The sequence below is a fragment of the Calothrix sp. CCY 0018 genome, from assembly GCF_963920925.1.
Taxonomy (GTDB): domain Bacteria; phylum Cyanobacteriota; class Cyanobacteriia; order Cyanobacteriales; family Nostocaceae; genus Rivularia.
Genome location: NZ_CAWUDI010000015.1, coordinates 130,233 through 155,599, shown reverse-complemented (window position 1 = coordinate 155,599; position 25,367 = coordinate 130,233). Strand labels below are relative to the sequence as shown.

The window sequence follows — 25,367 nt, the reverse complement described above, 5'->3', positions numbered from 1 at the left end:
GTGTTGCAGCGATTTCTTGCTCATAATTTAGCATACTATGTAATGAAGAGCCAAATAATTTTGACCTTTGAGTTCTATCAGATTGAGGTTTGTAACTTCCCGATGAAAGTAGGAAATTTTAGCAAATTCAGTTGTCCATCGATCGATTGACTGTGATTTACGCATTTTTAGAAATATTTAATCCCTCGAATTGTACAACACTCTCTTGACCGAAATACCACTGCACGTCGCGATCGTTAAGTAATTAGAACTCATTTTGGCGAATCTGAACCAGACTAAGTTGTCCATTTAAAATTCTCCCGCAGCGAAGTATTAAACCCACGCAGGTAGGTTTTGTTTGTGTAGCAGAGCCATTGCGTTGCGGGGCGTTGTAGCAACGTGCGGTTGAAACCGCCGGTATTATTAAGCTTTCTTGACAACCGGGAGGTTTGGATAACTGCTGGGCAAGTTTTTTTAGCTATCATCCGCAAATTGGAGCGCAAATTTTTGCAGACTAGGTAGCTCAACTAACAAATCTGCAATGGATTTTTGGACAAGTACTGTTAGAGGTATGTGTCAAGGAAATTGCGTTACCGGAGTGAGATTGCAGATTTTACCGTTAAAACCAAAATCAATCCGCTGGGCTGGACGTTTAACTTTGAATTGTCAACCCACAAACTTTATGAAAAGACGTAAAAGCACCAGCCGCAATAGTTTATGCAGTTCAATTTATTACCAAGTCATCCCGATTGGTTCACAAAGCAAGTGTATTATTTAGACAATTTGCATTCTTACCTTACTAGCGTTAACTGTCGCGACACATCTCATCTTAAGTACTCACACGGTAACGCCAATACAGTGCAGCTACGGAATCTTTACTGTTACAAAGGTATTTTCCAGCGTATACGTCAGCAAGATTACAGATTATAAATTACCGCTCCAATTGTATACAAAGGATGCATTTATCAGCTTGTCACTTGAATATCAGCTATTATTTTAGCTCTATAATCTTTATCTGATAAGTCATGCATGGTTTTTTGCAGTCGGATTAATCATGCTGGTAGCTGGTTATTAGTAGAACACATCACCAATCATTCTTAAAAAAAAAATAGAGTAAAAAAAAGTACTATTTAGTAAAATTTCCGGATGCACTAATTAAAACTAAGTATCAGTGAAGTGGATAGTTCAAAAATAGACATTTACTATGCGTACACTTATTTCACTTTTAGTTACAAGTTTCGTATTCGGCTCCTTAGCTGTTAACTTTCAAGGAATTGGAAACTCTTTATCAAAAGAAATGTTTTCCACCTCTGGAGAGCAAGAATTACTATTGAGTAGATCCAATCCACACAAGCCTAAAGCACCTCATAGAGGTAGCGGACGTAGAGAGTTTATGGAATATTCCAACAACGCTTAATTCTGCTGCATCGTTATAAAAAGTGCAACGCATAGAACCAGTTAGTCGTGTTATATCAAGTACATTTACAAGATAGCTTGTAGGGTGTTATTAATCACTATTTATCTCCCGCAGCTTTGTGCAGATATCATTTTTGCTACACGACATAGTTAGATAGTTTTCGTTATCATTTATTTCAGATTGTATAAATAGTCAGTCAAACCATATATATCAACGGTAACATCGTTGGCTGTCTAGTTCGATAGCATCATAATCGCGCCCTCATTGAGAAATTTTCCTCCCGCACATCCAAAAAGCCACTGTAAAGTTTAATCCTCCATTTGTTTTCATATTTGAAATATGATTCCTGCTCGACTCGTTAGTAGGACATCTAATTTGAATATGCTTAATTTACCGAGAGGAAACAAAATTAAATTTACGTTTTCTCTATTTTTTGCAATTGCTTATTTTTTTAATTGAGCAGATAATATCTGCTGTCGGGAGGCTGGAATTTTTTTTTGAGGCGATATAAATTAATCAAACTATTGAGTTGATGTATCTAATTATTTTTATCTTTTCTAGATGCAACTCAAGCTCAACCATTAATCAATAAGCACAAGTACCAAGTAACTTGATTTACGCTCCGGAGCGGATAATAAAGCTAACAAAGCTATTTTTGCTTATTTGCAATGATTTCTATAAAAAGGTGACTTATTCACCTAAATACTATGCATCCGATGCTTGTTCATAACTAGAGGCGAAAGTTCGTCTCTAGTATTTGCTTTGTTCTTATAAGTCTCAAACTAAAAAAATCACAAAAAGCCCCCCTTAAAGAAGGGGGGTTGGGGGGATCTTAATGTTTAAAACGTTATTATTTCCTCAGTTTTGAACCTAAAATCTATGGAGACGTAAAATTATGACCATTAGGTCACGCTACGCTAATACGTCTTTACATTAATGGTTTACGAGCAATTAGATATTTGCTCATATGGTGAACCTGCATTTCAACGTTTTCAAAACCAGCTTTTTCTAAACGCTCTACTAAATTATCAACGACATAGTTCATGTAGAAAGGTTCGTGGAAGGTTTCGTGGAAGTTTTGCATTGCAGGTTCGACTTCCGGCGAATCACTCATTTGAACTGAATCGCAAATAATAAAGGTTCCACCCGGTTTTGTCACGCGGAAGGCTTCATTAATTACTCGCTGACGTATTGCTGCTGGTAATTCATGGAAAAGAAAAATGCAAGTTGTCGCATGGAAATAGTCATCTAAATAAGGTAACTCTTCCGCATTTGCTTGTAATAATTGCGGTAACTCTCCTGGAATCTCCGACAGCAACTGATTAGCTTTCCGTAAATAAGTTGGTGACAAATCTGTACCAAACAACGATGCTTGAGGTAAGGCTGCTCGAATCATCTTTAAAGTACGCCCGGTACCGCAAGCTATATCTAAAACACGCTGTTGACGTGGGGTTACATCAGTAAATACTTTCAAACCTTCTTTTAATGGAGCCAAAATTCTGCGTCGCATCGCATCAGCGGCACCATTAAAAAGAATTTCTACTCCTAAATCATACAAGTTAGCAGATGATTCGCTCAAATAACCATCGGTTTGATAATGAAAATTCCGCACGTAATATTGGGGATAATCTGTAGTATCTATATCTGGTGCAAAATCTTGAAATTTTTCGGACTTAGCTCGCTCCCAAAGTTGAGGTAAATCTATCCATATTTGTGGATAGTAAAGGAAAAAATCTTCCCAAGGATTATCAAACAGCAAGCTTTTGGGATATACGCCTCGCTCTGCATCTTCCCAGTCAGCTTCTAATAAATCATTTAGACGCTTTTGTAATTTAAGTAATAGCTCTGTAGGAATTGGCGTTACTTTCTTATCTACTGGAGATAAAGCTTTCATTAATCCCGTGCTAAGGGTTTTATGAGCTAAACCAAAAATACTTTTACTCTGTTGAAATGTCTGGTAAGTCAGTTTTGTTAAAGTGTCCGGCATAATAATTCAATATTTCGTCAATTAAGTCACCTATTCTCATTTTATGGAAATATTTTGTAATAAACAATCATAAATATTAAGAAAAAATCTGTGAATTTGACGAAGACCTATCCAAGGGAAGATGTTAAGCAGAGGGAACGGGGAAAGGGGAACAGGGAATAGAAAAGAACAGAAATATATGCATACTTATTTGACATATTTATCTTTTTATCTCTTTTCCAGCTTGGATGGTAAGAATCTATTTTTAAAGGCTCTACCTCCTTATAAATTAGATACATAGCCTCCTAGCATGGGTTTCCAATCTTCAGGTAGAAACTAATTTACAAAAATTAATGTTTAGATTTGACAACAAAAGCAAAAAACCGTAGCCATTGTTACAGAATTAGTTCTATAATTGAGAAAAGCAAAAATAAGCTTACTACATATTAATAAAATATAAGGAGTCCAAAAATTATGACTACTCAAGAAAAAGCACGTGCTTTAATGCAAGGTCATTATCAAACTATTAAAAATCGTCAACAGTCAATGCTCGGACGTGCCGGAGAAGCAATTGGGCTTCCCGGAGAAGTATCTCGTTATTGGAACCCGGTTCAAGGAAAAATCAATCCTAGCGCTTGGACAAGTTGCGATCGCTCTAATGCCACAATGAGCTAATTCGATTTTAGATTTTAGATTTTAGATTGGGAGGAGGGGAGTTAGGAGTTAATAATTTCCCCCTCTCCCCCTACGGGTTGCGCCATTTGCTACAAGTCGGGGAACCCGCCCAACGCAATGGCTAACCATCTGCCCATCTCCCCCTCTCTCTTCAAAGAAAAGCCACCCTCACGAGGGTGGCTTTATTTATGATTTTTGATTGTGTAGAATCAACCGTACTCTACAAAGAAAATCTAAATTAACAGTCGTAATAAAGAGAAAATTCGTAGGGATGAGGACGTAGGCGCATCGGGTTAACTTCACTATCTAACTTGAACGAAATCCAGTTTTCGATGAAATCTTTGGTGAATACTCCACCTTGGATTAAGAAATCGTGGTCTTTTTCCAGAGCTTCTAATGCCAAATCCAAAGAGCCTGGTGTAGAAGGAACTTGAGCTAGTTCTTCTGGAGAAAGCTCGTAGATGTTCTTATCTAAAGGTTCGCCGGGATCGATTTTGTTTTTGATCCCATCTAAACCAGCGCAGAGCATTGCAGCAAACGCTAGATACGGGTTACAAGTTGCATCGGGACAGCGAAACTCTAAACGTTTTGCTTTAGGGTTATCGCCAGCAAGAGGAATACGCACGGAAGCGGAACGGTTTCCTTGAGAGTAAGCCAAGTTTACTGGTGCTTCGTAACCGGGTACCAAACGCTTGTAAGAGTTGGTGCTGGGGTTGGTGAATGCTAACAGTGCTGGTGCGTGCTTGAGAATTCCACCAATGTAGTGGAGTCCCATTTCGCTCATTCCCGCATATTTGTCGCCAGCGAATAAAGGCTTACCGTCTTTCCAGATGGATTGGTGGGTGTGCATACCGGAGCCGTTATCTTGAAATACGGGCTTGGGCATGAAGGTAACAGATTTACCATATTTCTTGGCTACGTTCTTAATCACGTACTTGTAAGTCATCAACCAATCGGCAGCTTCGATTAGTTTACCAAAACGGAAACCTAATTCGCACTGTCCGCCAGTCGCAACTTCGTGGTGATGTTTTTCGATGGGAACGCCGCATTTTTTCATTTCCAACAGCATTTCCGTCCGCATATCTTGAGAGGTGTCGGTTGGGGAAACTGGGAAGTAACCTCCTTTGTAATTTGGTTTATAACCGAGGTTGGGACTTTCTTCTTTACCCGAATTCCAACGACCTTCTACGGAATCTACGTAGTAGTAACCTGCATTTTGAGTTTGGTCAAAGCGAACATCATCAAAGATGAAAAATTCAGCTTCTGGACCAAAATATGCCGTATCACCGGCACCCGATGCGACCAAATAATCAATCGCTTTTTGGGCAATTACCCGAGGACAGCGATCGTACCATTCACCCGTCCGAGGCTCTTTAATGCTACATACAATACTGAGGGTGGGTTCTTTCATGAAAGGGTCGATCCAAGCAGTATTTGGATCTAGCACCATTGACATATCCGACTCGTTAATGGCTTTCCAACCCCGAATACTGGAACCGTCGAATGGTACACCTTCGGTGAAAGAACTTTCATCAATTTGATCCTGGAACATTGTTAAATGCTGCCAAATCCCTGGCATATCGATGAATTTCAGATCGATCATCTGAATATTATTGTCTTGAATCATTTTCAAGACTTCTTGTGGGGTTGTCATAGTTACTCCTTATCTGCCGATATGCAATGGATTAAAACGGAAATATTCAAAATACTGTTGACTCTCAGAAGCTGAAACCACTTGTTGAAGGGCACCTTGAAAAGTTTTTTCTTCAAAAAAAAACTTTTAAGAGAACCGTTGATACACCTGAGATATCGTAAATACAGGTAAACCTAGAAAGTGTATCATTTGTAACAGAAAATCAATTCTAAAGGTAATATTAACCTATTGACTAAATCATCTATACAAAAACAAAAGTTCATCTTATAAGGGTCAACTTTGGCTTAGAATCCTTAAGTAGTATGGATTGCTTTTTGCCAGATTTTTGGCTAAGTTACCACAAAACAGGTTTTGTGATGGACTTTTAGCCAAATTATTATCAAATCATAGATAGGAATAATTGGGGGATAATAAAATGCAGGATGCCGTAACAAATTTAATTAAGAATTATGACGTTACCGGACGTTATTTAGATAGAAACGCAGTTGATTCGCTTAAATCTTATTTTGAAAGCGGTACCCAAAGAGTACAAGCAGCTGCTGCCATCAATTCCAATGCAGCATTTATAGTCAAGGAATCCGCTGTAAAGCTATTTGAAGACCAGCCTGAATTGATTCGTCCCGGCGGAAACGCTTATACAACTCGTCGTTATGCGGCTTGCTTGCGAGATATGGATTACTACTTGCGTTACGCGACTTATGCTTTAGTTGCTGGCAGCATGGATGTGCTAGACGAGCGAGTATTGCAAGGTTTGCGCGAAACTTACAATTCTTTAGGAGTTCCCATTTCTCCTACAGTTGCCGGTATCCAAATTATGAAGGATATGGTCAAAGAACAAGTTGCCTCTGCCGGTATTGACGATACCAGCTTTGTAGACGAACCGTTTGACTATATGACAAGAGAGTTGAGCGAGACGGATATTTAAGATAGGGAGTAGGGAGTAGGGAATAGTTAGGAGTTAGGAGTTAGGAATTAGGAGTTAGGAGTTAAGATTTAAAAATTCTACCCACTCTACCCCTTCTCCCCCCTCTCCCTTTCAATGCCCAATGCCCCATGCCCAATTCACAATGAAACAAAGACTTGATGTTCTGTTAGTAGAAAAAGGTTTATCTTCGTCTCGTCAGCAAGCGCAGCGGTTAATTCAGGCTGGTGAGGTGATGGTTGATAATCAGTTGGTGGATAAAGCGGGAACTTCTGTTGATGTAGCGGCAGAAATTAGGGTTAAGCAAAAGTCGCGTTTTGTTTCTCGCGGTGGAGAAAAGTTGGCTAAGGCTTTGGATACTTTTAATATTCCTGTAGAAGGGCGTGTTTGTTTGGATGGTGGAATTTCTACAGGGGGGTTTACCGATTGTTTGTTACAAGCGGGAGCCAAATTAGTTTACGGTATTGATGTTGGTTACGGACAGGTTGATTGGCGGTTGCGAAATGATGCACGGGTGGTTTTACGCGAGCGGACTAATTTACGGCATTTAACCCCGCAAGATTTGTATGGAGATAAGGATAGAGGGGGTAGAGAAGGGAGAGGGGGTAGAGTGGGTAGAGATGAAGAGAAAGAATTAATTAACAATAATAATCAACAAAATTTACCTCCCCTATCTGAGACAGGAGAGGTTTATGAAAGGGAATTGCCTGATTTAGCTGTGGTAGATGTTTCGTTTATTTCTTTAACTAAGGTTTTACCCGCGTTGTGGCAACTTCTGCAATCTCCTCGTGAAGCTTTGTTGCTGGTGAAGCCACAGTTTGAAGTTGGGAAAAATCGAGTTGGGAAGAAAGGGGTTGTGCGTAACCCAAATGACCAAGCTGATGCTATTTTTCAAGTTTTGCAAACCGCTACAGAGTTAGGATGGTATTACAAAAATTTAACTTGGTCCCCTATAACTGGCCCTGCTGGTAATATTGAGTATCTTCTATGGTTGGGATGTGAAAATGAGACGCTTTCCCTGGATTTATCAGCCGTTAAGCAAATTACAACTGAATCTGCTGCTAGTTTGAAGCAGAACAATAATTAATACTAAATATCGTATACCCGACATTCGAGTGCATTGGGATTGCTTGCACAATAATCATCCAATGAGTTTTTGATTTTAGCTGCTTGCTTTTGATGGGATTTCTCAGCTTGCAATTCTTCGACAATATCCCAAGCTACAGCACAGTCATTAGAATCGCTTCCGTTTACTTCACAAGTAGAGCGTGCTTCGGCAACAGCTTCGAGGATAGCTGTTTCAAGAGTGTTTACTACGTCTTTATTAGAATTAGCCGCAGTTTGTACAACTTCTGTAGTTTTAGACATTATAATATCCCCTCTATATTGTTCGGTAAAGATTAACTACAAACTTATATAGTTATTAACTCGTTTGCTTTTACAGTGTAGATATTCTTTCAAAAATAGTTCAGTAGTAAAAACCGAAATATATTTGGGGTAGTTTTGCGATGCTGTATATAATACCGAAATCATACTTTCGATAGACTTTTTAATTTAATTCCTGATACAGATTTATATTCACCTAAAAAATACTTTCTAGTCATAGAGAAATTAATTATAACTTTATAAATAATATATGGAATAAATAAACCAGCAATTAATCTAATAATACCTTCATTTAAAAATGAAATTTTTTGTAAGCCTAATTGAATAGGTTGATGCAAATACATAATTACCATTGAAGCAGTACCTAGTTGACGGCTAATGCTATTGATAAACTTAATTTTATTTACTATTTTTGCTAAATATTGAACAATAATAATACCCGAAAAAGCCACAAGTAAATTAATAATTGGTATTCCATAACTACTTGATTTCATGTCAAAACTTATGCCTATTAAGAATAAGTTATCTATTAAAAACTGCATCAAAAATACAATACAAGCTGTAAAAACTAGTTTTTTAGAATTAAAAATAGCCGGTTTTTCAGATACAATGTGTCCAAACCAATAAAATGGAAGTGCCATTAACACGACATTCACATTCCAAGGAAAATTAATATCGTTAAAAAACCAGCAATCAATCATAGCTAAACAATAAAAATTCAGCATGATTATGTTTATTAACCATTTATCACTGCAAAATTTAGTATAGATAAAATTATATATTTGTTGAGTAAAAAATAAGCAAGTTACAAACCAAAAAATCCCAAATCTACCAGTTAATATTTGACCGCCGTACAATTGTTGAAAGGCAAACGATAGTAACTGATACAGTGAATCTGATTGTTCATTTTGCCAAATTTCCTGTATATATGTCGCTAAAGTAGGAAGACTAAATAAGATCAGGAATGATATATAAGGAACAATTAAATGAAAAAACTTCTTTTTAAAAAAAGCCAAGTAATCATATTTTTCTTTATATAGATACCCACTAATAAAGAAAAAAAGCGGCATATGAAACCAGAAAATATACTTTGCAATTTTCAACTCTGAGAAAACATGACCTGCAACAACTGTTACTATTGCAATACCTTTCCAACAATCAATCCAGTTTATTCTTTGTGACATTAATAGATACCTCCGCAATTCAAGCAATTACTAATGGTACAAGCATCTTTGATAAGTAAGGCTTTGTACGGAGTATCAGTGTATTTTTTCTTCGGCTAAAAATATATGTATTCCTTAACAATTTATAAAAAAAATAAATATCGAATTTATCTTAATATCATCTGTAAGGTCTATGCCGTAAGGAATAGGTATATTTTCCAGAAATATAGATGTATGAAGAATCTGTAAATTTAAGATGGGGGGATGGGGGGATGGGGAGACAAGGGGACAAGGGGAGATTGGGAAATAAAAAATCCATTACTCCATCAATCCATCATCATCTTTTACTCCCTACTCCCTATTTTCTAATCCTTCACGGGTACGCAAGGCTGATAAACTAAAACTTATGTTTCCTAAATTTCTTCCTGCTGGGGTTGAGCAATTAACGGAACCTGCTTCGATTGCTCTTGCTCAAACTATAGAGCAAACACCTCTTACAACTCCTTTAAGCAAGCAACCGATCGCTACAACTTACGTGCATCAGGGTAGTAATGGTACGCCATTTCTGCTTCTACACGGGTTTGATAGTTCGGTGTTGGAATATCGTCGTTTATTACCTTTATTAGCAGCGCAAAATGAAACTTGGGCTGTCGATTTATTGGGTTTTGGTTTTACCGATCGCCCCTACGGGATAAAATTTAACCCGAATGAGATAAAAACCCATCTTCATTGTTTTTGGAAGAACTCGATTAACCAGCCTGTAATTTTAGTTGGTGCTTCGATGGGAGGAGCAGCAGCGATTGATTTTGCTTTAACTTATCCGGAAATAGTAGAAAAACTGATATTAATCGATAGTGCTGGTTTGACAGGTGGTTCACCAGCAAGTAGATTAATGTTTCCACCGTTGGATTATCTAGCAACAGAATTTTTGAAAAATCGTAAAATACGGCAAAGCATTAGTCGCACGGCTTATAAAAATAAACAGCTTGCAACTGAAGATGCTTTATATTGTGGTGCGCTCCACTTAGAAATGCCTAATTGGAATAAAGCTTTAATTGCTTTTACAAAAAGCGGTGGTTATCAACCTTTTAAATCAAATCAACTTGAAGAGATTAAGCAAGAAACGCTGATATTGTGGGGAGATAGCGACAAAATTTTAGGTACTAAGGATGCCCATAAATTTGAACGGGCAATTCCTAATAGTACCTTAACTTGGATAAAAGATAGCGGACACGTTCCTCATTTAGAACAGCCACAAACTACCGCAAAAGAGATTTTGGATTTTAGATTTTAACAACGGATGCGTTTCTTTTAGATTTTAGATTTTTTTTAGCTATTAGTTCTCGACTTCTTTACAGACGTAGCAGTGCTACGTCTCTACAACTCCAAACTGTTCACTGATAACTGTTAACTGATAACTGATTAATCCAACAACCACATCGGAGCAGAACTATCATTGTTTGGTTTTTCGGGAAGGGGGCCAGTTGGACGAGAGTAATGTTTTCTGTAAGCTAATGATGATGAATAATCTTTCTTTGGTTGGGTTATTGCGGATTGATTGGGAACTCGTTGCTTTGCAGCAGGTTGTCTGGAAGCAGGTTGTGTTGCAGGAGGCTCCATCTGGGCAATTTTCTCGGCTGTATTAACTTCTGCTGTAAGTTTGGTATTAGCTTCTGCTAACTGTAGAGCATCTTTTTTAGCTGCATAAAGTTCTGAGTTTAACTTTTCTGCTAATTGATCTTTCTCTTGTAAAGTTAACTGTAACTCTCTAATTAGCTTCTCTAAGCTTTTTTCGTTTTTACGTGCTGCTGTTAATTCTTGTTTAAACTCTTCTGCGCTATCTTGTAAATTTTCTAACTTATCTGCTAATCCATCTTTCTCTTTTAAAGTTAACTGTAACTCGACCACTAGCTTCTCTAAGCTTTTTTCGTTTTTACGTGCTGCTGCTAATTCAAGTTTTAGATCTTCAACAGTATCCTGCAAATTTCCTAACTTTTTCGCTTCATCAACTTCTTTCTGCAACTGCTTAAACAACTTTTCTTGTTCGGCAATTGTAGATTGAAATCCTGACGCTTGCTGCTGTAAAGTTTCTTCGTTTTTTCGCGTTTTTTCTAAAGTTTCTTGCAATTCCTTGACAGTTGCTTCTAAATCAACAGGAGCGGTTTTACTTTGTTTATTCATATCTTTTACCTCAGAAGCAGGGACATCAATAGTTGATTCGTCACCTGCTGTTTTTTTTACTTCTTCTTTTAATAAATCAGAAAGACGTTTTCTAGCCATTATTTCCTCCAGTCACGCTGTAATTCGTCAGCCACGCGGCGATAGTCAGACTCCGCTTCCCGTGCGTTTTTCCCCCGCAATTGAGTAATCGCCACCCCATCAAGCGCCGCTCTTTCATGGGCTTTGTAAATACGGACAAACGCATTACAAGCGGGAATTCCCAAACTCAAAAGAGTATTTTGAGCTTCGATGGCTTCTCTCAAACTTCGCGTATCCACTTTTGTTAACAGCACTCGATGGGGAGTACCCGAAGGAGTGACTGCTTCTTTGACTGTATTAATCAAAGCGGCTAAATCCATTGGCGCTGGGGGTGTTGGCAAAACCAAATAATCTGCATTTGTGACTACTGCTGCTAGTGCTTGAGAATGCAGCGCTGGAGGCGTATCGACTACTACTAAATCGTAACCTTTTATAGAGCGTAAACTACTTAATAATTTCGGATTTGTCTCTTGAGATAGATCGAACCCCATCCCCGAATCACTTCTTGAGAACCACCAACTAGCTGAACCTTGTACATCCGCATCTACCAAAAGTACCTTTTTTTTCTCCGCATAAGATGCTGCAAGATTTATTGAAGTCGTGGTTTTACCAACTCCTCCCTTCCCATTGAGGATAGCTATAACTTTTGGCATCTATCCTTTCCCCCCCAACGCTATATCAGAAAATATACCGCGTTTTGGGGAAAGTCAGTTAGGAGTTAGAAGTTAAAAATAGGTTTGTAGTAAGCAATTTATCGCTTCAAAGACTAAAGTCCTTACTACGAACCTTATTAATCCTTCACCGGGAACACTTTTCCCTAAGCCTGTTTCGCAAGCACTCAAAACAACTAAATCTGCACCCTAATCTAAGTTAAAAATATCACCCAGGAGTAGATTGACTTTATCTAATGGTTTGTTTTGTTTATCTACTACTGGCGGTTTTCGGTTAGTCCAACACAGACCTAAAAAAACCTAACCCCCAGCCCCTTCCCTGGGAAGGAAGGGGAGCAAGATTATAGCCTCTCTCCTTGCAGGAGAGAGGTTTGGAGAGAGGTCAAAACCTATATTCACTCACCACCCAAAGGTTGAAAACAAAGAATTATTATTCCGATAAAAATGCAATCTTCCATAACCTAAAAATTGCCCGTGGGATTGCTCGCCTTTAGGAAATGCTGTCACTCCAAATAAATAAACCCCTTCAACTGAAGGATTGCGGATTGGTTTCAAAGCAATAGTAATTGTTTTACCGGGTTCAACTGGTGGATTAAATGTCACCGATATTGTTTTTGATTTGCGTTTTTCTGTAATTTGCAGCGGCAACTTTTCTTTTTCGCCGTTGCTTTTCGATATAGCAAAACTGTCTTTTAAATCAAAGTTTATATAATCAAATCCAGAATGCTGATTAATCGTTATTTGTTGTAAAGGTTCTCCCGCATCTGATGGTACTTTAACTGTAAAGTAATATGTCGCACCCCATACATATACATCGTTAAAAGTAGTTGTTGTTTTGAGCAAGCGCGGGGCTTGAACAAAGTACACTTTCCCATCTCGTAACTGTACTGCTTGACTTAATCGAACTGTGGAAATTTCAATCCCGATGATGCAAGCAAGAAAGGTGCTGAATATAATTGCGAAGCGCATGATTAATAATTCAAGATTTGAAGGTTTGATTTAATGCGTTACCTGGCGAATATAATTCGCACGCCACTTGCTACAACGGAGGGAACCTCCGCAACGCAGTGGCTTGGCTACACAGGCAAAGTCCACCTCCGTGGACTAACTAATTTGTAACCCGCGAAGGCGGGTTTCGCTTGTGTAGCCGCGATTTAAATCGCCAGGTAAAATATTACAAACTATAATGATTTATTTACACTACTTTACTTAAACCAAAATATTAAGAAATGTAATAAAAAAGGTACGGTAAACACTATATTTCCCGTAAAAATACGACAGGTTTGTAAAGGATAGTTGAGATTAGTGGTCAAAACAAACAATCATGTTTCACACTAAGAATATAACGAAGCAATTATTTTTTTATGAATACCATTTCCACTTCCAGCGTAGAATTTAAGCGCCCAGTTTGGCAAAATGTTGTTATTTTAACTTTGGGTTTCTGGCTCAGTGCTAGCGTAATTTTAGATTGGGTAATTATGCCTAGTCTTTACGTTTCTGGGATGATGACTCAATCTAGTTTTGCATCTGCTGGCTATACAATTTTCTGGAATTTCAACCGCGTTGAATTATTGTGTGCGGGGTTGGTATTAACTGGCGTTTTAGCTTCTAGTCAAGTTAATTTAAACTGGCAGAAAAAGATTATTTTCGGTGCAAATTTATTATTCGCGATCGCTTTAGTTGATACTTATCTTTTAACTCCACAAATGTCTGCTATTGGATTGCAATTAAACTGGCTTGAAGCAATCACTCAAACTCCCGCCCATATGAATTTATTGCATGGCGGTTACTGGGTTCTTGAAGTTTCAAAATTAGTAATAGGCGGTACTCTTTTTGCTTGGTGTTGGAAGCAGTTAACAGTTAACAGTGAACAGTGAGCAGTTAACAGTTAGGAAGATTTTGTATTGATATCTAAAATTAAATATTGATAATTATTTACTCAGTTCGATCGATTTATCGGGCTGAGTGTTGTTTTTTATGTAGTTAAAACGTGCTTTTATGACTTTGTTAGTATTCCGACACATTAATTATGAGGGGTTTGTAGGTTTGTAGTAAGCGATTTATCGTGCAATCCCTCACCCCGCCTCCGGCACCCCTCTCCCAAGCTTGGGAGAGGGGAGGGGGAGAGGGCAATATATAAGGGGCAAACACGTTTTTTGCATGATTTTAATCGCTTAAAAAAGCACAAAGTCAACACCCTAATAACGCACCCTACAATTGATAATTGTTAACTGCTAACTGTTCACTGTTTTATGAAAGAGCAACAACATCCGCAATACAATCGCGATCGCCCTTTACTTGAAAATTTGTTGGTGGGGGAAGCGAGCGATCTTAATTTGGTGGAATTAGCGCGTTTACGGATTCGCTATCTCAATTTTCCCGGTGCCTTCGATATTCAAAAGGGTTTGGATCAGGTGCTGCAAAAATGGGGAATTACAGAAGCAGAACTTTTTGAGAAAACCAGAGCAATTCACGCCGTCGGTGGAATTTACCGCACCAAGGGGAAGAAGGAAGAACAAGATTGGAATTAATCAGTTAGGAGTTAGGAGTTAGGAGTTAACTATATTTTCTTTGTCCCCTTGTCTCCCCATCTCCCCTCTCACTCTCGCGTTTTCTGATATTCCCGAAGTTGATTCAAAAGTTCTTCTTGTGAGGAATTTACTTTGAGTGAGTTTTTAGTTTGTTTGATTGTGTCGCTATTTGTAAAAGTGTTGGATGAGGATTCAAATCTAAAAGGTTGTTTTCTAATTGGTTTTGATGTTTGATGTGGTTTGTCTAAACTAGCTTTTACGGTGTCGAGGGTGGCAGCAAATTTGACTTGCTGTTCCATTTGTTCGGTGGAGGAAACTAAGCCGCTTAAACCATTTACTAATTCGCGGAGGTTTTCTCTGAATTTGGGATCTCCGGTTAAGTCGTCTAAATCTGATGTGATTTTCTGGGTATTCTCGAAGGTGACTCTAGCAGAATCTAATGTTTGCTGTAGTACTAAAAGGTTGTTTGGATCGTTGAGTGTTTTGGTGATATCGTTTAGCTCTTCTGCTGCTTCTGCTGCATTGGCTGAAAGTGTTTCGAGGTTTTCGAGCAATTCTCCTGTGGTAAGCCGATTGATGCTTGGGGATAAACTGCTAACGGTTGTTCTTAATTGGGAACTAGTTGCTGTGATGTCGTTTAATGCGGTAACAAGTGAAGAACGATTTGTAGTTACTAAGTTATCGATATTTGATAACAGCCTGTTTGCTTGATTGGCGGTGGAATTAATTTGGCTAGCTGTACCTCTAAATTGTCTTGCTGTAGTGCTAAATTCTTTTGCTGTTGCGTTTAATTGATTAGCAGTATTACCAAATTGATTTATAGTTCTATCTGTGGATGTACTGACTCTGTTTGCAGCAGTTGCGACTTGATTGGCAGCAGAAGCAAAAGTTTTTAATTCTTGTTGCGTGCTTTTTGTCAAGCTGGAGACATCGCGAGTCAGTTGAGCAACTTGTGCTGCTGCGAGGGATGTGTTTTTTAAAGCTTGATTGACATTTTCGTATACATCTGGTCGGCTGTAGACTTCCGATAAACGGCTGCTGTAGCGAATAAGTTCATCAACGCTGATACCAATTTGACCTTTAAGACGGGAGCCATCGCAGACAATAATAGTAGGATCGCATCCCTTTTCTAAAGGGCCAGCATCTACATTCGCACGGGTAATAGTTCTTTTTGGTGTAATCTCAATAATGCTTTCGCTGATTAATCCAGACTGATTCGCTTCAATTTTGACATCACGGGGAATTATCAAGTCGGGTTTATTGATATCAAGCTCTACTTCTACACCATTCACACCTGCTCTAACATCAGCGATATTGCCTACTTTCACACCCCGATATTGAACGACAGCACCTTTTTGCATTCCGCCAGCGTCCTGAAAGTCTACGATGAAACTATAACTATTACCGGCGGCGTTTATTCTGTTGAGCCAGAGGAAAATTAATCCAAAGACTCCCAAACCCAATAATATTAATAATCCAACAGAACCTTCTCTAATCAATCGCGATCGCATTTTTTACCTCCCTTTAAAATTACGTTTCAAATTTGTAAATAAGTATTTATGCATTCTGTTATCATTTATGTTTTATAAAGACGGTAATTAATCGTAATTGCGAAGATAATGTTTGTTTTTATTTTCACGCACCAGCAATGTTAATTGGGCCATCAATGTTTCCACTCATAAATTGTCTAATAGAAGGATTGTCTGTGGTGTCAACTTCCCCGACTTTTCCTTCCCACTGCACTTTACCTTGATAAAGAAACACAACTCTGTCGGCAGTGCGACGAATTGTACTGTGTTGGTGAGTAACGATCGCATAGCTGTTAGAAGTTTCGTTTACATCCTGCAATTGCCGAATTAAATCTTCGATTACCGTCGAAGCAATGGGATCTAATCCGGCTGTAGGCTCATCGTACAGTAAAATTTCTGGCGTTTCCTCGGGCTTGTCGGGATTAGACATAATAGCACGAGCAAAACTTACTCGCTTCCGCATACCTCCAGAAAGTTCTGCGGGAAATCGATCCGCTACTCCGGGTAAACCTACCATTTCCAATTTTTCATCAACCAATGCCCGAATCCTTTTTTTAGAAAGATTTGAATGCTGGTAAAGCAAAAAGCCAATATTTTCATCTACTGTTAGCGAGTCAAACAAAGCTGCTTGCTGAAAAACCATACCAATTCCCACTGCCGAGGCTCCATCTTCTATCAAACCTTCTCTTCGCACCCCTTGTACATAAATTTCTCCTTCATCGGCAGGAGTCAACCCGGCAATTATCCGCAAAATAGTAGATTTACCAGTACCGCTAGGACCAATTATTCCTAATGCGTCTCCCCGGTGAATTGTAAAATCTACCTGATCTAAAATTTTATTGCTACCAAACGACTTGGAAACGCCTTTTAATTCGATTAGTGGTTGTTCTAATGGTTGCTCTAGCGGTTGTTCTAATATTTGTTCTGTCATTACTACATTGTGAAAGTAGGTAGATAGTAGTTAGTGGATAGTGGCTTTTAATAACTAACAACTAACAATTAGTAGTTCATCACATTAAATATGATGGATAAATCATTGTTCGTAGTAGCGCTTTAGCGCATCCGAATTCCGGAATATGAGGCGCTAAAGCGCTACTACGAACCCTTTAAAATTAATGTGGAGTACTAACAACTAATAATGGAAAATTTTGATGTCATAGTCATTGGTAGTGGTATCGGTGGGTTAACTGCTGCTGCATTACTCAGTCGTTACGGAAAGCGGGTAATAGTTTGCGAAAGCCATACAGTAGCTGGTGGTGCTGCTCATAATTTTCGACGACAAGGATTTGAATTTGATTCTGGCCCTTCATTCTATTGTGGACTTAGTGACGCGCGAAGTTTGAATCCTGTAAAACAAGTACTCGATATTTTAGGCGAATCTCTCCAAACTGTACCTTACGATCCTCTCGGACACTATCATTTTCCTGAAGGTAGTTTTGCAGTTTACTGTAATTACCAGCGTTACCGGGAAGAAGTGGCTAAAATTACGCCGCAAGGAGCAAGGGAGTTAGCAGAATTTGAAAAACGTTTGTTGCCGCTATACGAAGCGATGAAAGGTATTCCGACTTTAGCTTTGCGTTCCGATTGGCAGTTAATTCCGATTTTACTAGGGCGTTATTTACCGTCTTTATTAAAAATGCTGCCCAATTTGCCTTTAGTGCAAAGTTCTGTGGGTTCGGTGATGGATGCTACTGTAAAAGACCCCTGGGTACGGCGGCTAATTGACCTCGAATGCTTTCTATTGTCGGGTTTAAAAGCAAGCGGCACTATTGCTCCGGAAGTAGCATTTATGTTGGGCGAACGTTCTAATACTGCAATTGAATATCCTTTGGGAGGTGGTAGCGCAATTGTAGATGCTTTAGTCAAAGGGTTGAAAAAACATGGTGGGGAGTTACGCTTGGGATGTCATGTAGAGCAAATTATCGTAGAAAATGGTCAAGCTATTGGAGTGCGGTTATCCCCCCAGCCCCCCTTAAAAAAGGAATTATCCCCCCAGCCCCCCTTAAAAAAGGGGGGTAAAGAAGAGGTTATAAAAGCTCCTGTAGTAATTTCCAACGCCACAATTTGGGACACTTACAGCAAATTATTACTTCCTCAAGATTTACCAGCATCTTATCGTCAAGCAGCTTTGGATACTCCTGCGGTGGAAAGCTTCATGCATTTACATTTAGGTTTTCGCGGTGAAGGTTTAGAAAATTTGACGGGACATCATGTAGTAGTTCACGATGCTCAACAAGATATTAGCGTACCGGGAAACACCTGCATGATTTCTATTCCTACTGTTTGGGATAATTCTTTAGCTCCAGAAAACCATCATGTGGTTCACGCTTATACTTTGGAGCCATTTGCAGGATGGGAAAAAAATCAAGATTACGAAGAGAAGAAGCAGCAAAAAGCGCAAACCTTATATAGAGCTATAGAAAAAGTAATTCCAGATATTAGAAAACGTGTAGCTTTAGAACTAATTGGTACGCCGTTAACTCATGCTGGTTATTTAAGAAGATATCAAGGAACTTATGGCCCTGCGATCGCTGCTGGTAAGGGAATGTTTCCCAGTACTAATACACCGATTAAAGGATTGTATCGCGTTGGTGATAGCACCATGCCAGGAATTGGAGTTCCTGCGGTGGCTGCGAGCGGTATTTTGTGCGCGAATTCTTTGGTGAAATCTTCTCAGGTGATGGAGTTGGTGGATTTGTTGGGATGAAGTTTTATGACAAATCTGGCGGTTTCAACCGCACAAGGCTGTTGACTTTGATAGAATTTCCGCGTGCTTCGTTCATACAAGTTTTATGCCAGTAACAACCATAATCTTTCTCCCTCACCCCGCCCTGAAGGGCACCCCTCTCCCAAGCTTGGGAGAGGGGAAGGGGGAGAGGGCGCACTTTAAGGGGCGAACACGTTTTTTGCATGATTTTTTACCCCCTCAAAATGCACAAAGTCAACACCCTAGTCATACAGTCCTGTAATCATCCTTTCTCCCAAAGTAAACTTATAATCTCTGGGCAGCCGATTTAATATTGGTACAGACCACTTGATTAAATCGTAAGTTTTCTGTATGATAGGTAAATCATCCATCCAGCACCTCAAAATTAGCAAAAAAAATCGCGCTTCGCGCGGGGCTAAGGGAAAAGGAAAGAAGTCTAAAGGGCAATAGGGTTAAAGTGCAAAGGGCTAAGAACCCCTGGAAAACGACGCAACGACAACCCGAAACCCGACGGAGGAGGTGGTGTCACCGTGTTCGTACCTGTAGCGAAACGCACTACGGCAGTACCCCGGACTGCTGCTCAACGAACCGCCACGCAGCAATCCATAATTATTCTCATCATCATTATAATTTATCCAAGCACTACCGTCAGATGCCGCTCCTTGATAGTTTTTATGCCAACTATCTTGACACCATTCCCAGACATTTCCATGTATATCGTACAGCCCAAAGGTATTAGCAGGGAAACTACCAACATCTGTGGTTTGCTCTAAATACTTACCCTTGGGTCCAGAACCATAGGTATAATTACCATCATAGTTCGCTAGGTCAGTAGTAATAGTTTCGCCGAAGTGAAATGGAGTTCTCGTTCCAGCCCGACAAGCATATTCCCACTCAGCTTCACTAGGTAAGCGATAGGTTTTTCCAGTCCTCTTGGATATTCTACCACAAAAGTCTACTGCATTATCCCACCTTACACGTTCAACAGGTTTATTTTTACCTTTGAATTTGGAGGGATTTTCACCCATGATTGCTTGATACTGTTCTTGGGTAACTGGAAACTTACCCATGAAAAAGGGTTGAATAGTGACTTTGTGTTGCGGACTTTCATGATCGCTTCTTTCTGGTTCATTCTCTGGGGAACCCATGAGGAAACTACCACCAGGAATTTTGATCATTTCTAAGAATATGCCATTGCCTAAATCTTCTTTGAAATATTCGGCTTTTCCACGGCTACGATTGATTTGGTGATTTTTATCCAGGGTGGCTGTCTCGAAATATTGAAATTTTTCAGCTTCCCCATCTAGTAAATTTATGTATTCGTCTTTAATTTTGTAGTAGTTTTGCAGCTTTTTTAATTCAACTTGAGCCTTTTCCTTCAGTGGATATCCTTGTGCATCTACTTTTTTGGTAAATTGTTGCTTATAAATCTCATAGGGTTCTAATACTTCTTTTTCGACTGCACGGGCTTTTTTATCGGTTAATCCGAGCTTTTTCTGTAAATTGTCTAGTATGTGGGATTCAATATCAGAAATTATGCCATCATCAGCGAATTCTTCAACTTTTTGACGATATTCAATAATATTGTTTTCTTCTTGTATGGGTGAAGGAGAAATAACGATAACATCACGAGTATCCTGTGGAGGTGAACTGATTACAGGAGCGGTGTCTTCTATATTTTCTCCACGAAAATCTTCTTTTTTCAACAATTGGGGTGTCAAATGCTCTGGAATTCCTGCCATGCGGATAGCGCTACAACCATATTTATACGCAAACTCAAACTCGCTTCCATCCCCTAGAGCATCATAAAACCCAACAGCGAATTCAATAGCGGCTTTATCCCCAATTTCCTTGCTCATGCCGATAACATAATTTATATGTTGGGCGATCGCAAGAGCTTGAATTTCGGAATAGCAAGCATTGAGTACTACAAACTCAATTCGCGTTGCTAACAGTTTAAACATCTGAGCTAATGCTTCTGTATCCACTAGCTTTTGCTGTCCGGTGTTATCTTCAAATATTAAGCCTGCTTCTCCTGCACCATGCCCAGAAAAGTGAATAATTTGGGGGTCATAATACATAATAGAATCTTGAATATCTCTGTAGCGTGCTGCTTGTGCTGACTCTATCTTAAATTTGTCACGTTGTTTTGCGAGTTGTAACCCTTCCCGAATTTCACGAGTTTCCTCGCTCAGACGCAATGAGTTCGTACCTTTGGGATTCGCTGACAGTACCAAGATTGTTTTAACGGGATTTTCACTGCTCATCGCAGAAGGTTTTTATTTTTATATTTAATACTATATCTATATAGATGACCCAAGTTGCTACTTATGCAGTAGGGAGATTTACCATAAATTTTGCGATTATTGAGTTTAACATGGATGCTTCAGAAATAAAATCCTTTTTTAAAGAGAAAATTAGGAGGAGATGAAGCAGGAATATTGCGCTGTTTTCCGATTTGGGTGGGATTGGTTTTATGGGAATTTGTAATCTACATTTGAGCCAGAGCGGAATGGTAATAGACATCTCCGGAAAAGAAAACCTCTCTCCAAACCTCTCCCCTACTAGGGGAGAGGCTTAAAAACCCCCATTCCCTCATAGGGAAGGGGGGTAGGGGGGTTAGGTTTATGTGTAATTTTAAACTAAAGCTGACAAATTGCTTTAAGTACTTGTAATAATTCAACTGCACGATTTGGTTCCATCAAGTTTAATAATGGCATTAAATGATAAGTTGTTGAATTTCCCTGTTGAATATACACAAATTGGTAATATTGTCCGTTTGTAACTAAGCCCCAAACTGATGTTTGATGCTGCAAGCTTTCATAGGCATATGTTAAAAGTTGAGGTAAACCTTCTGATGGGGAAATACCGCTGTTTTTTGATTCGATTAATAATACCCAGAAAAACGTTTTATCTGCGAACTTTCTAACTTTATTGACAGCTAGAATATCTAATCTGCCAGTTATGCTCGTATCTTCGTCTTCTATTTTAATTTCAGCAATATCTTCTTCGAGTTTTATTTGAATTGGATAACTATAAAAACCCGCTAATCGCATCAAAGGAGCAATTACCAAAAATTTAACTTGCCCTTCGGAAACTTTACCAGCCGTAAGATAACTACGGAAATCATCTCGAATCTGTAAAAGTTCTTGTTGTTCTGATTCTGTTAGAGTTTCGAGAGATAATAACGAAGAAAATGAATCATTATAATCTTCTTCAAATCCCAGAAGACGCTGAACATCTTCTAAAGATAAATTGCGAGCATTGAGAAGTGTCATAATTATATTGGGACTATTTAATTCTTTATCTATCTATATAGCCAACTGTAGCAATATTTTAAAATGATTTTTTGCAATTTTGCTTCGTATTTTAATTATCTACCAGTGATCTTATCGCATCCACCAAAAGTTAGAGAACAATCAAAGCCAGATTTAATCTAATACTCTAATCAATTTTATTCTCTTTCTAGAGATAGAAGTTATAAACAGTTCACTTATTTTAAGCTAAAGTTAATAAATATTTGTATTCAAATTTTGGTATGAATCAATTATCATGCCTTTTGCTCGCGTTGATTCACTATTAGAAATAGAGATTATTTTTAATAGTAAGTGAATTGCAAAGTAATTTGAATATAATTGCGTATTAAGGAAATTTACAGACTATGAGTAGACTTACAAATAATAGCGTAACTGCTAAAGAAGGTTTTAAAATCGGTAATTTAATCAAAAAAATAGGCAAAACCAACGGCGCGATCGCGATCGCATTTTTGGCGTTAGTGCTTCCTGCTTGCGATACAACAAATGATACTATAGGCGAAGTAGAACCGACAGAACAAGCACCGGGAGCAACAGCTACAGGAGATACAGCAACTACAGAAGTTCCGGGAACTACGGGAACTACAGGAACTACGGGAACTACGGGAACTACAGGTGCAGCGGTACCAGGTGCAGCAGTACCAGATTCTACTGATAGCATACCTGAAAGTGCTGGATTACCTAATGCAGAACTCGTTGGAGAAAATGTTACCGTCAGTACCAAAGTTACAGAAATTGTTGGTCCAAAAGCATTTATCGCTTACGATAAAGAATCTCTAAGAGGACAACCAATCTTAGTAGTAAGCGATCAAAATGCTCCTCCAGTTGGTACAAATGTCGAAGTAAGTGGCGTAATCGGAACCTTTGACGCAGCGGTAATTAAAAGAGATTACGATTTAGATTTTGCCCCAGATGTAGTTAAAGTTTATGAAAATAAGCCTTATTTGGGTGCTAAGGCAATTGAACAAGTAGATTAAGTTTTTTAAGTGAATTTAAAGTTTGAAGAAACCCGGTTTTTTAGACAAAGCCGGGTTTTTGGATTGAAAAAATAACTTAATAGAAAAATAGAAAAGTTTTAATCAAGCAACAGCATAACCCGTATGTTGTCTAACATTAGGTGGATGAAAGCCTAAAACAATTTTATCTTTAGGAATTCCAGCTTCTTCTAAATCGTAAGTTACACCATCTTCCGTATCATCTCGCTGTACCCATATTTTGCCATCAATAATTTCTAAATGAATTAAACAGCCGTGAATTCGTTTTGGGCCATGCCATCCTAAAGTTACTATACAATAATTATCATTTTCGCTATCAAAAACTGTTCTATATTCAATATCTCCATAAGAATAGGGAATTTTGGTATATTCAATTAACGTTTCTTTGATAATATTTTGAAAATCTAAGGTATCCATTGCACTATTTCCTCTTCGTCAACATTAAATACGATTAGATAAATGTTGTCACTTTCTACTAATAGTGTACCAATTGGTTCTTGGAATAAAGCATTATATATATTATCGCGTACTGCCAAATACAATGTTCGTTCGGGTTCAACACGATGCATAACAGCACGATACAAAACAAAACTTCCAACAGCTTCTTTGAAGTCTTGTATTTCTGAAGGGCTAATAAAGCTTTTGATTTCTACGGCTATTTTATTTTCTGCTTTCTGTGCAGCTAATAATTTTTTCGCACCTAAATCTACATACATATCTCTCAGACCCCATTTTATATGTAAAGGGTCATCGGTGATTATCCAATCATCTTTTAACAAAGCATTTTTGAGAGCATCATGATAAATATCTCTAGCTGGCATTTTTCTATTATCCCTTTAACTAACACCAAATCCCGACAACTTTCCCCGTCAATTCTTCTCCCAACCACGGTGTATTGCTCGATAAACTATGTAAATTATTGCTATCAACCTTCCAAGTTTCCTGGGGATTAAATAAAGTTAATTCGGCTTTTTCACCAGCTACAATATTACTTGGACTTTGGTTTAAACATTCTGCTGGATTGGTAGAAAGCGCTTTCCACAATTCTAAAGCTGTAAATTCACCCGTTTCTACTAAATTTTGCCATAACAAAGGTAGCGCTAATTCTAAACCTATTGCTCCTGGAGGTGCTTGAGCAAAAGCTACAGTTTTTTCTTCGTAAGTAAATGGTGAATGATCGATCGCTATGGCATCTAAAATTCCTTCGCGCATTCCCCGACGCAATGCCATCATATCTTCTGGATTACCTAAAGGTGGTTTTAAGTTTAACGCTGTATGATAACTTTTAACAGAAGAAGTATCGAGTAAAAGATGCATCCAAGTAGTGCTGGCTGTGATGGGTAAACCTTTAGCTTTGGCATCTTCTATTAATTCCACACTTCTTTTAGTAGAAACCCGCATGATGTGGGTAGGGGTAAAAGTGCTAGCAACTAATTCTAGTAAAGCCGCGATTGCTGAAGTCTCCGACGCAGCAGGATTTCCCGGTAAACCCCATTGAATCGAATCCGCACCCTCACGCATAATTCCATCTGAGGAAATATTGCGATCGCAACACCAAAAAGCTGCTGGTTTTCTCAACGGTTGCAGATATTCCAGCACTCGCCGCACTAAGGCTAAATTATTCAAAGCATCACCATCCGCGAAACCAACAACTCCCGCATTTTTTAAATCTGCTAATTCCGTCATTTTTTCGCCTTTAACATCTTTGGTAATCGCACCCCAAATGTTAAGCAGAGGAAGAGAAGAATTTGAATTTTTACAAAGCTGCTGCAATTGTGCGACAACTGCGGGGTTATCAATACTTGGGGATGTATCCGGTAAAAGAGTAATGCGAGTAAAACCACCAGCCGCAGCAGCTTTGAGCAGAGAAGCAACAGTTTCCCTTTCTTCAAAACCTGGTTCCCCAGAATGACTGTACAAATCTACCAATCCAGGGCCTAATATTAAAGATGCACAATCACGAATAGAAGTATTGTCGGGAATATCGGAAATTTTATCCGCAACTGACTTTATAAAACCATCCTCAATCAAAACATCAGCAACTCTATCGGTGTTAGATATAGGATTAATAACTCTTACTTGTTGTAATAATTCTTTTGTCATATTGTTAATAGTTAATAGTTAGTTGTTAGTTGTTAGTTGTTAGTTGTTAGGAGTGAGGAATTTTTTCTATCCCCTCTACCCCATCTCCCCCCTCTA

General features: G+C 38.6%; 24 protein-coding genes and 1 pseudogene. 10 read left to right on the top strand and 15 right to left on the bottom strand.

Annotated features, from left to right (window positions below):
- Positions 1-520 precede the first annotated feature (520 nt).
- Positions 521-757 (top strand): hypothetical protein, encoded by a 237-nt coding sequence (locus ACM03V_RS13395; protein WP_414621281.1) that lies wholly within the window; start codon positions 521-523, stop codon positions 755-757.
- Between the two features lie 426 nt (positions 758-1,183).
- A complete protein-coding gene (gene patX, locus ACM03V_RS13390; protein ID WP_414621280.1) occupies positions 1,184-1,396 on the top strand; it encodes a heterocyst-inhibiting protein PatX in 213 nt (70 codons plus the stop codon).
- Positions 1,397-2,324: 928 nt separating this feature from the next.
- Here patX and ACM03V_RS13385 read toward each other — a convergent pair.
- On the bottom strand, positions 2,325-3,383 hold the full coding sequence (locus ACM03V_RS13385) for a class I SAM-dependent methyltransferase (protein WP_414621279.1): 1,059 nt from the start codon (positions 3,381-3,383) through the stop codon (positions 2,325-2,327).
- 453 nt (positions 3,384-3,836) lie between these two features.
- Here ACM03V_RS13385 and ACM03V_RS13380 point away from each other — a divergent pair, with 453 nt between their 5' ends.
- Positions 3,837-4,037 carry a hypothetical protein gene (locus ACM03V_RS13380; protein WP_414621278.1) on the top strand — a complete coding sequence of 67 codons (201 nt, stop codon included), beginning with the start codon at positions 3,837-3,839 and terminating at the stop codon, positions 4,035-4,037.
- A 238-nt stretch (positions 4,038-4,275) separates the two neighbouring features.
- Here ACM03V_RS13380 and glnA read toward each other — a convergent pair whose 3' ends face one another.
- Positions 4,276-5,691 (bottom strand): type I glutamate--ammonia ligase, encoded by a 1,416-nt coding sequence (gene glnA, locus ACM03V_RS13375; protein ID WP_414621277.1) that lies wholly within the window; start codon positions 5,689-5,691, stop codon positions 4,276-4,278.
- A 415-nt stretch (positions 5,692-6,106) separates the two neighbouring features.
- On the opposite strand from glnA, the gene apcB reads away from it, so the two are divergent.
- Positions 6,107-6,616 carry an allophycocyanin subunit beta gene (gene apcB / locus ACM03V_RS13370; RefSeq protein WP_414621276.1) on the top strand — a complete coding sequence of 170 codons (510 nt, stop codon included), beginning with the start codon at positions 6,107-6,109 and terminating at the stop codon, positions 6,614-6,616.
- Positions 6,617-6,758: 142 nt separating this feature from the next.
- On the top strand, positions 6,759-7,700 hold the full coding sequence (locus tag ACM03V_RS13365; protein ID WP_414621275.1) for a TlyA family RNA methyltransferase: 942 nt from the start codon (positions 6,759-6,761) through the stop codon (positions 7,698-7,700).
- 2 nt (positions 7,701-7,702) lie between these two features.
- On the opposite strand, the gene ACM03V_RS13360 is transcribed toward ACM03V_RS13365, so the two are convergent.
- A complete protein-coding gene (locus ACM03V_RS13360; RefSeq protein ID WP_414621274.1) occupies positions 7,703-7,981 on the bottom strand; it encodes a Calvin cycle protein CP12 in 279 nt (92 codons plus the stop codon).
- A 161-nt stretch (positions 7,982-8,142) separates the two neighbouring features.
- A complete protein-coding gene (locus tag ACM03V_RS13355) occupies positions 8,143-9,183 on the bottom strand; it encodes an acyltransferase family protein (protein ID WP_414621273.1) in 1,041 nt (346 codons plus the stop codon).
- 385 nt (positions 9,184-9,568) lie between these two features.
- Here ACM03V_RS13355 and ACM03V_RS13350 point away from each other — a divergent pair, with 385 nt between their 5' ends.
- Complete coding sequence (locus ACM03V_RS13350) at positions 9,569-10,456, top strand: alpha/beta fold hydrolase (protein WP_414621272.1); 888 nt, start codon at positions 9,569-9,571, stop codon at positions 10,454-10,456.
- A gap of 128 nt (positions 10,457-10,584) precedes the next feature.
- Here the strand turns inward: ACM03V_RS13350 and ACM03V_RS13345 are convergent, their stop codons facing one another.
- From ACM03V_RS13345 to ACM03V_RS13335, 3 genes are all read right to left on the bottom strand, one after another.
- On the bottom strand, positions 10,585-11,442 hold the full coding sequence (locus ACM03V_RS13345) for a hypothetical protein (RefSeq protein ID WP_414621271.1): 858 nt from the start codon (positions 11,440-11,442) through the stop codon (positions 10,585-10,587).
- Positions 11,442-12,074 carry a ParA family protein gene (locus ACM03V_RS13340; protein ID WP_414621270.1) on the bottom strand — a complete coding sequence of 211 codons (633 nt, stop codon included), beginning with the start codon at positions 12,072-12,074 and terminating at the stop codon, positions 11,442-11,444. The genes ACM03V_RS13345 and ACM03V_RS13340 overlap by 1 nt, the downstream gene beginning before the upstream one ends.
- A 417-nt stretch (positions 12,075-12,491) precedes the next feature.
- Positions 12,492-13,061, bottom strand: coding sequence for a DUF2808 domain-containing protein (locus tag ACM03V_RS13335; protein WP_414621269.1), 570 nt, complete (start codon positions 13,059-13,061; stop codon positions 12,492-12,494).
- A gap of 395 nt (positions 13,062-13,456) precedes the next feature.
- On the opposite strand from ACM03V_RS13335, the gene ACM03V_RS13330 reads away from it, so the two are divergent.
- Complete coding sequence (locus tag ACM03V_RS13330) at positions 13,457-13,969, top strand: hypothetical protein (protein ID WP_414621268.1); 513 nt, start codon at positions 13,457-13,459, stop codon at positions 13,967-13,969.
- 375 nt (positions 13,970-14,344) lie between these two features.
- Positions 14,345-14,623, top strand: coding sequence for a DUF3288 family protein (locus ACM03V_RS13325; RefSeq protein WP_414621267.1), 279 nt, complete (start codon positions 14,345-14,347; stop codon positions 14,621-14,623).
- Between the two features lie 68 nt (positions 14,624-14,691).
- On the opposite strand, the gene ACM03V_RS13320 is transcribed toward ACM03V_RS13325, so the two are convergent.
- Positions 14,692-16,134 (bottom strand): MlaD family protein, encoded by a 1,443-nt coding sequence (locus ACM03V_RS13320; protein WP_414621266.1) that lies wholly within the window; start codon positions 16,132-16,134, stop codon positions 14,692-14,694.
- Positions 16,135-16,258: 124 nt separating this feature from the next.
- On the bottom strand, positions 16,259-17,083 hold the full coding sequence (locus tag ACM03V_RS13315; protein ID WP_414621265.1) for an ABC transporter ATP-binding protein: 825 nt from the start codon (positions 17,081-17,083) through the stop codon (positions 16,259-16,261).
- A 207-nt stretch (positions 17,084-17,290) separates the two neighbouring features.
- On the opposite strand from ACM03V_RS13315, the gene ACM03V_RS13310 reads away from it, so the two are divergent.
- Entirely contained in the window at positions 17,291-18,859 is a 1,569-nt protein-coding gene (locus ACM03V_RS13310; protein ID WP_414621264.1) for a phytoene desaturase family protein, read from the top strand.
- Between the two features lie 245 nt (positions 18,860-19,104).
- On the opposite strand, the pseudogene ACM03V_RS13305 reads toward ACM03V_RS13310, so the two are convergent.
- The 3 genes and pseudogenes from ACM03V_RS13305 to ACM03V_RS13295 form a co-directional block, all read right to left on the bottom strand.
- Positions 19,105-19,230: pseudogene (locus ACM03V_RS13305) on the bottom strand (four helix bundle protein); the annotation flags it as partial.
- A 96-nt stretch (positions 19,231-19,326) separates the two neighbouring features.
- A complete protein-coding gene (locus ACM03V_RS13300) occupies positions 19,327-21,126 on the bottom strand; it encodes an SUMF1/EgtB/PvdO family nonheme iron enzyme (RefSeq protein ID WP_414621263.1) in 1,800 nt (599 codons plus the stop codon).
- 375 nt (positions 21,127-21,501) lie between these two features.
- Positions 21,502-22,137 (bottom strand): restriction endonuclease subunit R, encoded by a 636-nt coding sequence (locus ACM03V_RS13295; protein WP_414621262.1) that lies wholly within the window; start codon positions 22,135-22,137, stop codon positions 21,502-21,504.
- Between the two features lie 383 nt (positions 22,138-22,520).
- Here ACM03V_RS13295 and ACM03V_RS13290 point away from each other — a divergent pair, with 383 nt between their 5' ends.
- Complete coding sequence (locus ACM03V_RS13290) at positions 22,521-23,150, top strand: hypothetical protein (protein WP_414621261.1); 630 nt, start codon at positions 22,521-22,523, stop codon at positions 23,148-23,150.
- Between the two features lie 102 nt (positions 23,151-23,252).
- On the opposite strand, the gene ACM03V_RS13285 is transcribed toward ACM03V_RS13290, so the two are convergent.
- The 3 genes from ACM03V_RS13285 to ACM03V_RS13275 are packed head-to-tail and all read right to left on the bottom strand — an operon-like array spanning position 23,253 to position 25,271.
- Complete coding sequence (locus ACM03V_RS13285; protein WP_414621260.1) at positions 23,253-23,585, bottom strand: XisI protein; 333 nt, start codon at positions 23,583-23,585, stop codon at positions 23,253-23,255.
- Positions 23,573-23,989 carry a XisH family protein gene (locus ACM03V_RS13280; protein ID WP_414621259.1) on the bottom strand — a complete coding sequence of 139 codons (417 nt, stop codon included), beginning with the start codon at positions 23,987-23,989 and terminating at the stop codon, positions 23,573-23,575. Before ACM03V_RS13280 ends, ACM03V_RS13285 begins: the two co-directional genes overlap by 13 nt.
- A gap of 19 nt (positions 23,990-24,008) precedes the next feature.
- A complete protein-coding gene (locus ACM03V_RS13275) occupies positions 24,009-25,271 on the bottom strand; it encodes a dihydroorotase (RefSeq protein WP_414621258.1) in 1,263 nt (420 codons plus the stop codon).
- Positions 25,272-25,367 lie beyond the last annotated feature (96 nt).

Coding starts and splice junctions, on each gene's coding strand:
- ACM03V_RS13355 (WP_414621273.1), bottom strand. CDS start 9,183: ATGTCACAAAGAATAAACTGGATTGATTGTTGGAAAGGTATTGCAATA.
- ACM03V_RS13335 (WP_414621269.1), bottom strand. CDS start 13,061: ATGCGCTTCGCAATTATATTCAGCACCTTTCTTGCTTGCATCATCGGG.
- ACM03V_RS13395 (WP_414621281.1), top strand. CDS start 521: ATGGATTTTTGGACAAGTACTGTTAGAGGTATGTGTCAAGGAAATTGC.
- ACM03V_RS13345 (WP_414621271.1), bottom strand. CDS start 11,442: ATGGCTAGAAAACGTCTTTCTGATTTATTAAAAGAAGAAGTAAAAAAA.
- ACM03V_RS13300 (WP_414621263.1), bottom strand. CDS start 21,126: ATGAGCAGTGAAAATCCCGTTAAAACAATCTTGGTACTGTCAGCGAAT.
- ACM03V_RS13285 (WP_414621260.1), bottom strand. CDS start 23,585: ATGGATACCTTAGATTTTCAAAATATTATCAAAGAAACGTTAATTGAA.
- ACM03V_RS13275 (WP_414621258.1), bottom strand. CDS start 25,271: ATGACAAAAGAATTATTACAACAAGTAAGAGTTATTAATCCTATATCT.
- ACM03V_RS13325 (WP_414621267.1), top strand. CDS start 14,345: ATGAAAGAGCAACAACATCCGCAATACAATCGCGATCGCCCTTTACTT.
- glnA (WP_414621277.1), bottom strand. CDS start 5,691: ATGACAACCCCACAAGAAGTCTTGAAAATGATTCAAGACAATAATATT.
- ACM03V_RS13360 (WP_414621274.1), bottom strand. CDS start 7,981: ATGTCTAAAACTACAGAAGTTGTACAAACTGCGGCTAATTCTAATAAA.
- ACM03V_RS13320 (WP_414621266.1), bottom strand. CDS start 16,134: ATGCGATCGCGATTGATTAGAGAAGGTTCTGTTGGATTATTAATATTA.
- patX (WP_414621280.1), top strand. CDS start 1,184: ATGCGTACACTTATTTCACTTTTAGTTACAAGTTTCGTATTCGGCTCC.
- ACM03V_RS13380 (WP_414621278.1), top strand. CDS start 3,837: ATGACTACTCAAGAAAAAGCACGTGCTTTAATGCAAGGTCATTATCAA.
- ACM03V_RS13385 (WP_414621279.1), bottom strand. CDS start 3,383: ATGCCGGACACTTTAACAAAACTGACTTACCAGACATTTCAACAGAGT.
- ACM03V_RS13280 (WP_414621259.1), bottom strand. CDS start 23,989: ATGCCAGCTAGAGATATTTATCATGATGCTCTCAAAAATGCTTTGTTA.
- ACM03V_RS13340 (WP_414621270.1), bottom strand. CDS start 12,074: ATGCCAAAAGTTATAGCTATCCTCAATGGGAAGGGAGGAGTTGGTAAA.
- ACM03V_RS13290 (WP_414621261.1), top strand. CDS start 22,521: ATGAGTAGACTTACAAATAATAGCGTAACTGCTAAAGAAGGTTTTAAA.
- ACM03V_RS13295 (WP_414621262.1), bottom strand. CDS start 22,137: ATGACACTTCTCAATGCTCGCAATTTATCTTTAGAAGATGTTCAGCGT.
- ACM03V_RS13315 (WP_414621265.1), bottom strand. CDS start 17,083: ATGACAGAACAAATATTAGAACAACCGCTAGAGCAACCATTAGAACAA.
- ACM03V_RS13330 (WP_414621268.1), top strand. CDS start 13,457: ATGAATACCATTTCCACTTCCAGCGTAGAATTTAAGCGCCCAGTTTGG.
- ACM03V_RS13350 (WP_414621272.1), top strand. CDS start 9,569: ATGTTTCCTAAATTTCTTCCTGCTGGGGTTGAGCAATTAACGGAACCT.
- ACM03V_RS13365 (WP_414621275.1), top strand. CDS start 6,759: ATGAAACAAAGACTTGATGTTCTGTTAGTAGAAAAAGGTTTATCTTCG.
- ACM03V_RS13310 (WP_414621264.1), top strand. CDS start 17,291: ATGGAAAATTTTGATGTCATAGTCATTGGTAGTGGTATCGGTGGGTTA.
- apcB (WP_414621276.1), top strand. CDS start 6,107: ATGCAGGATGCCGTAACAAATTTAATTAAGAATTATGACGTTACCGGA.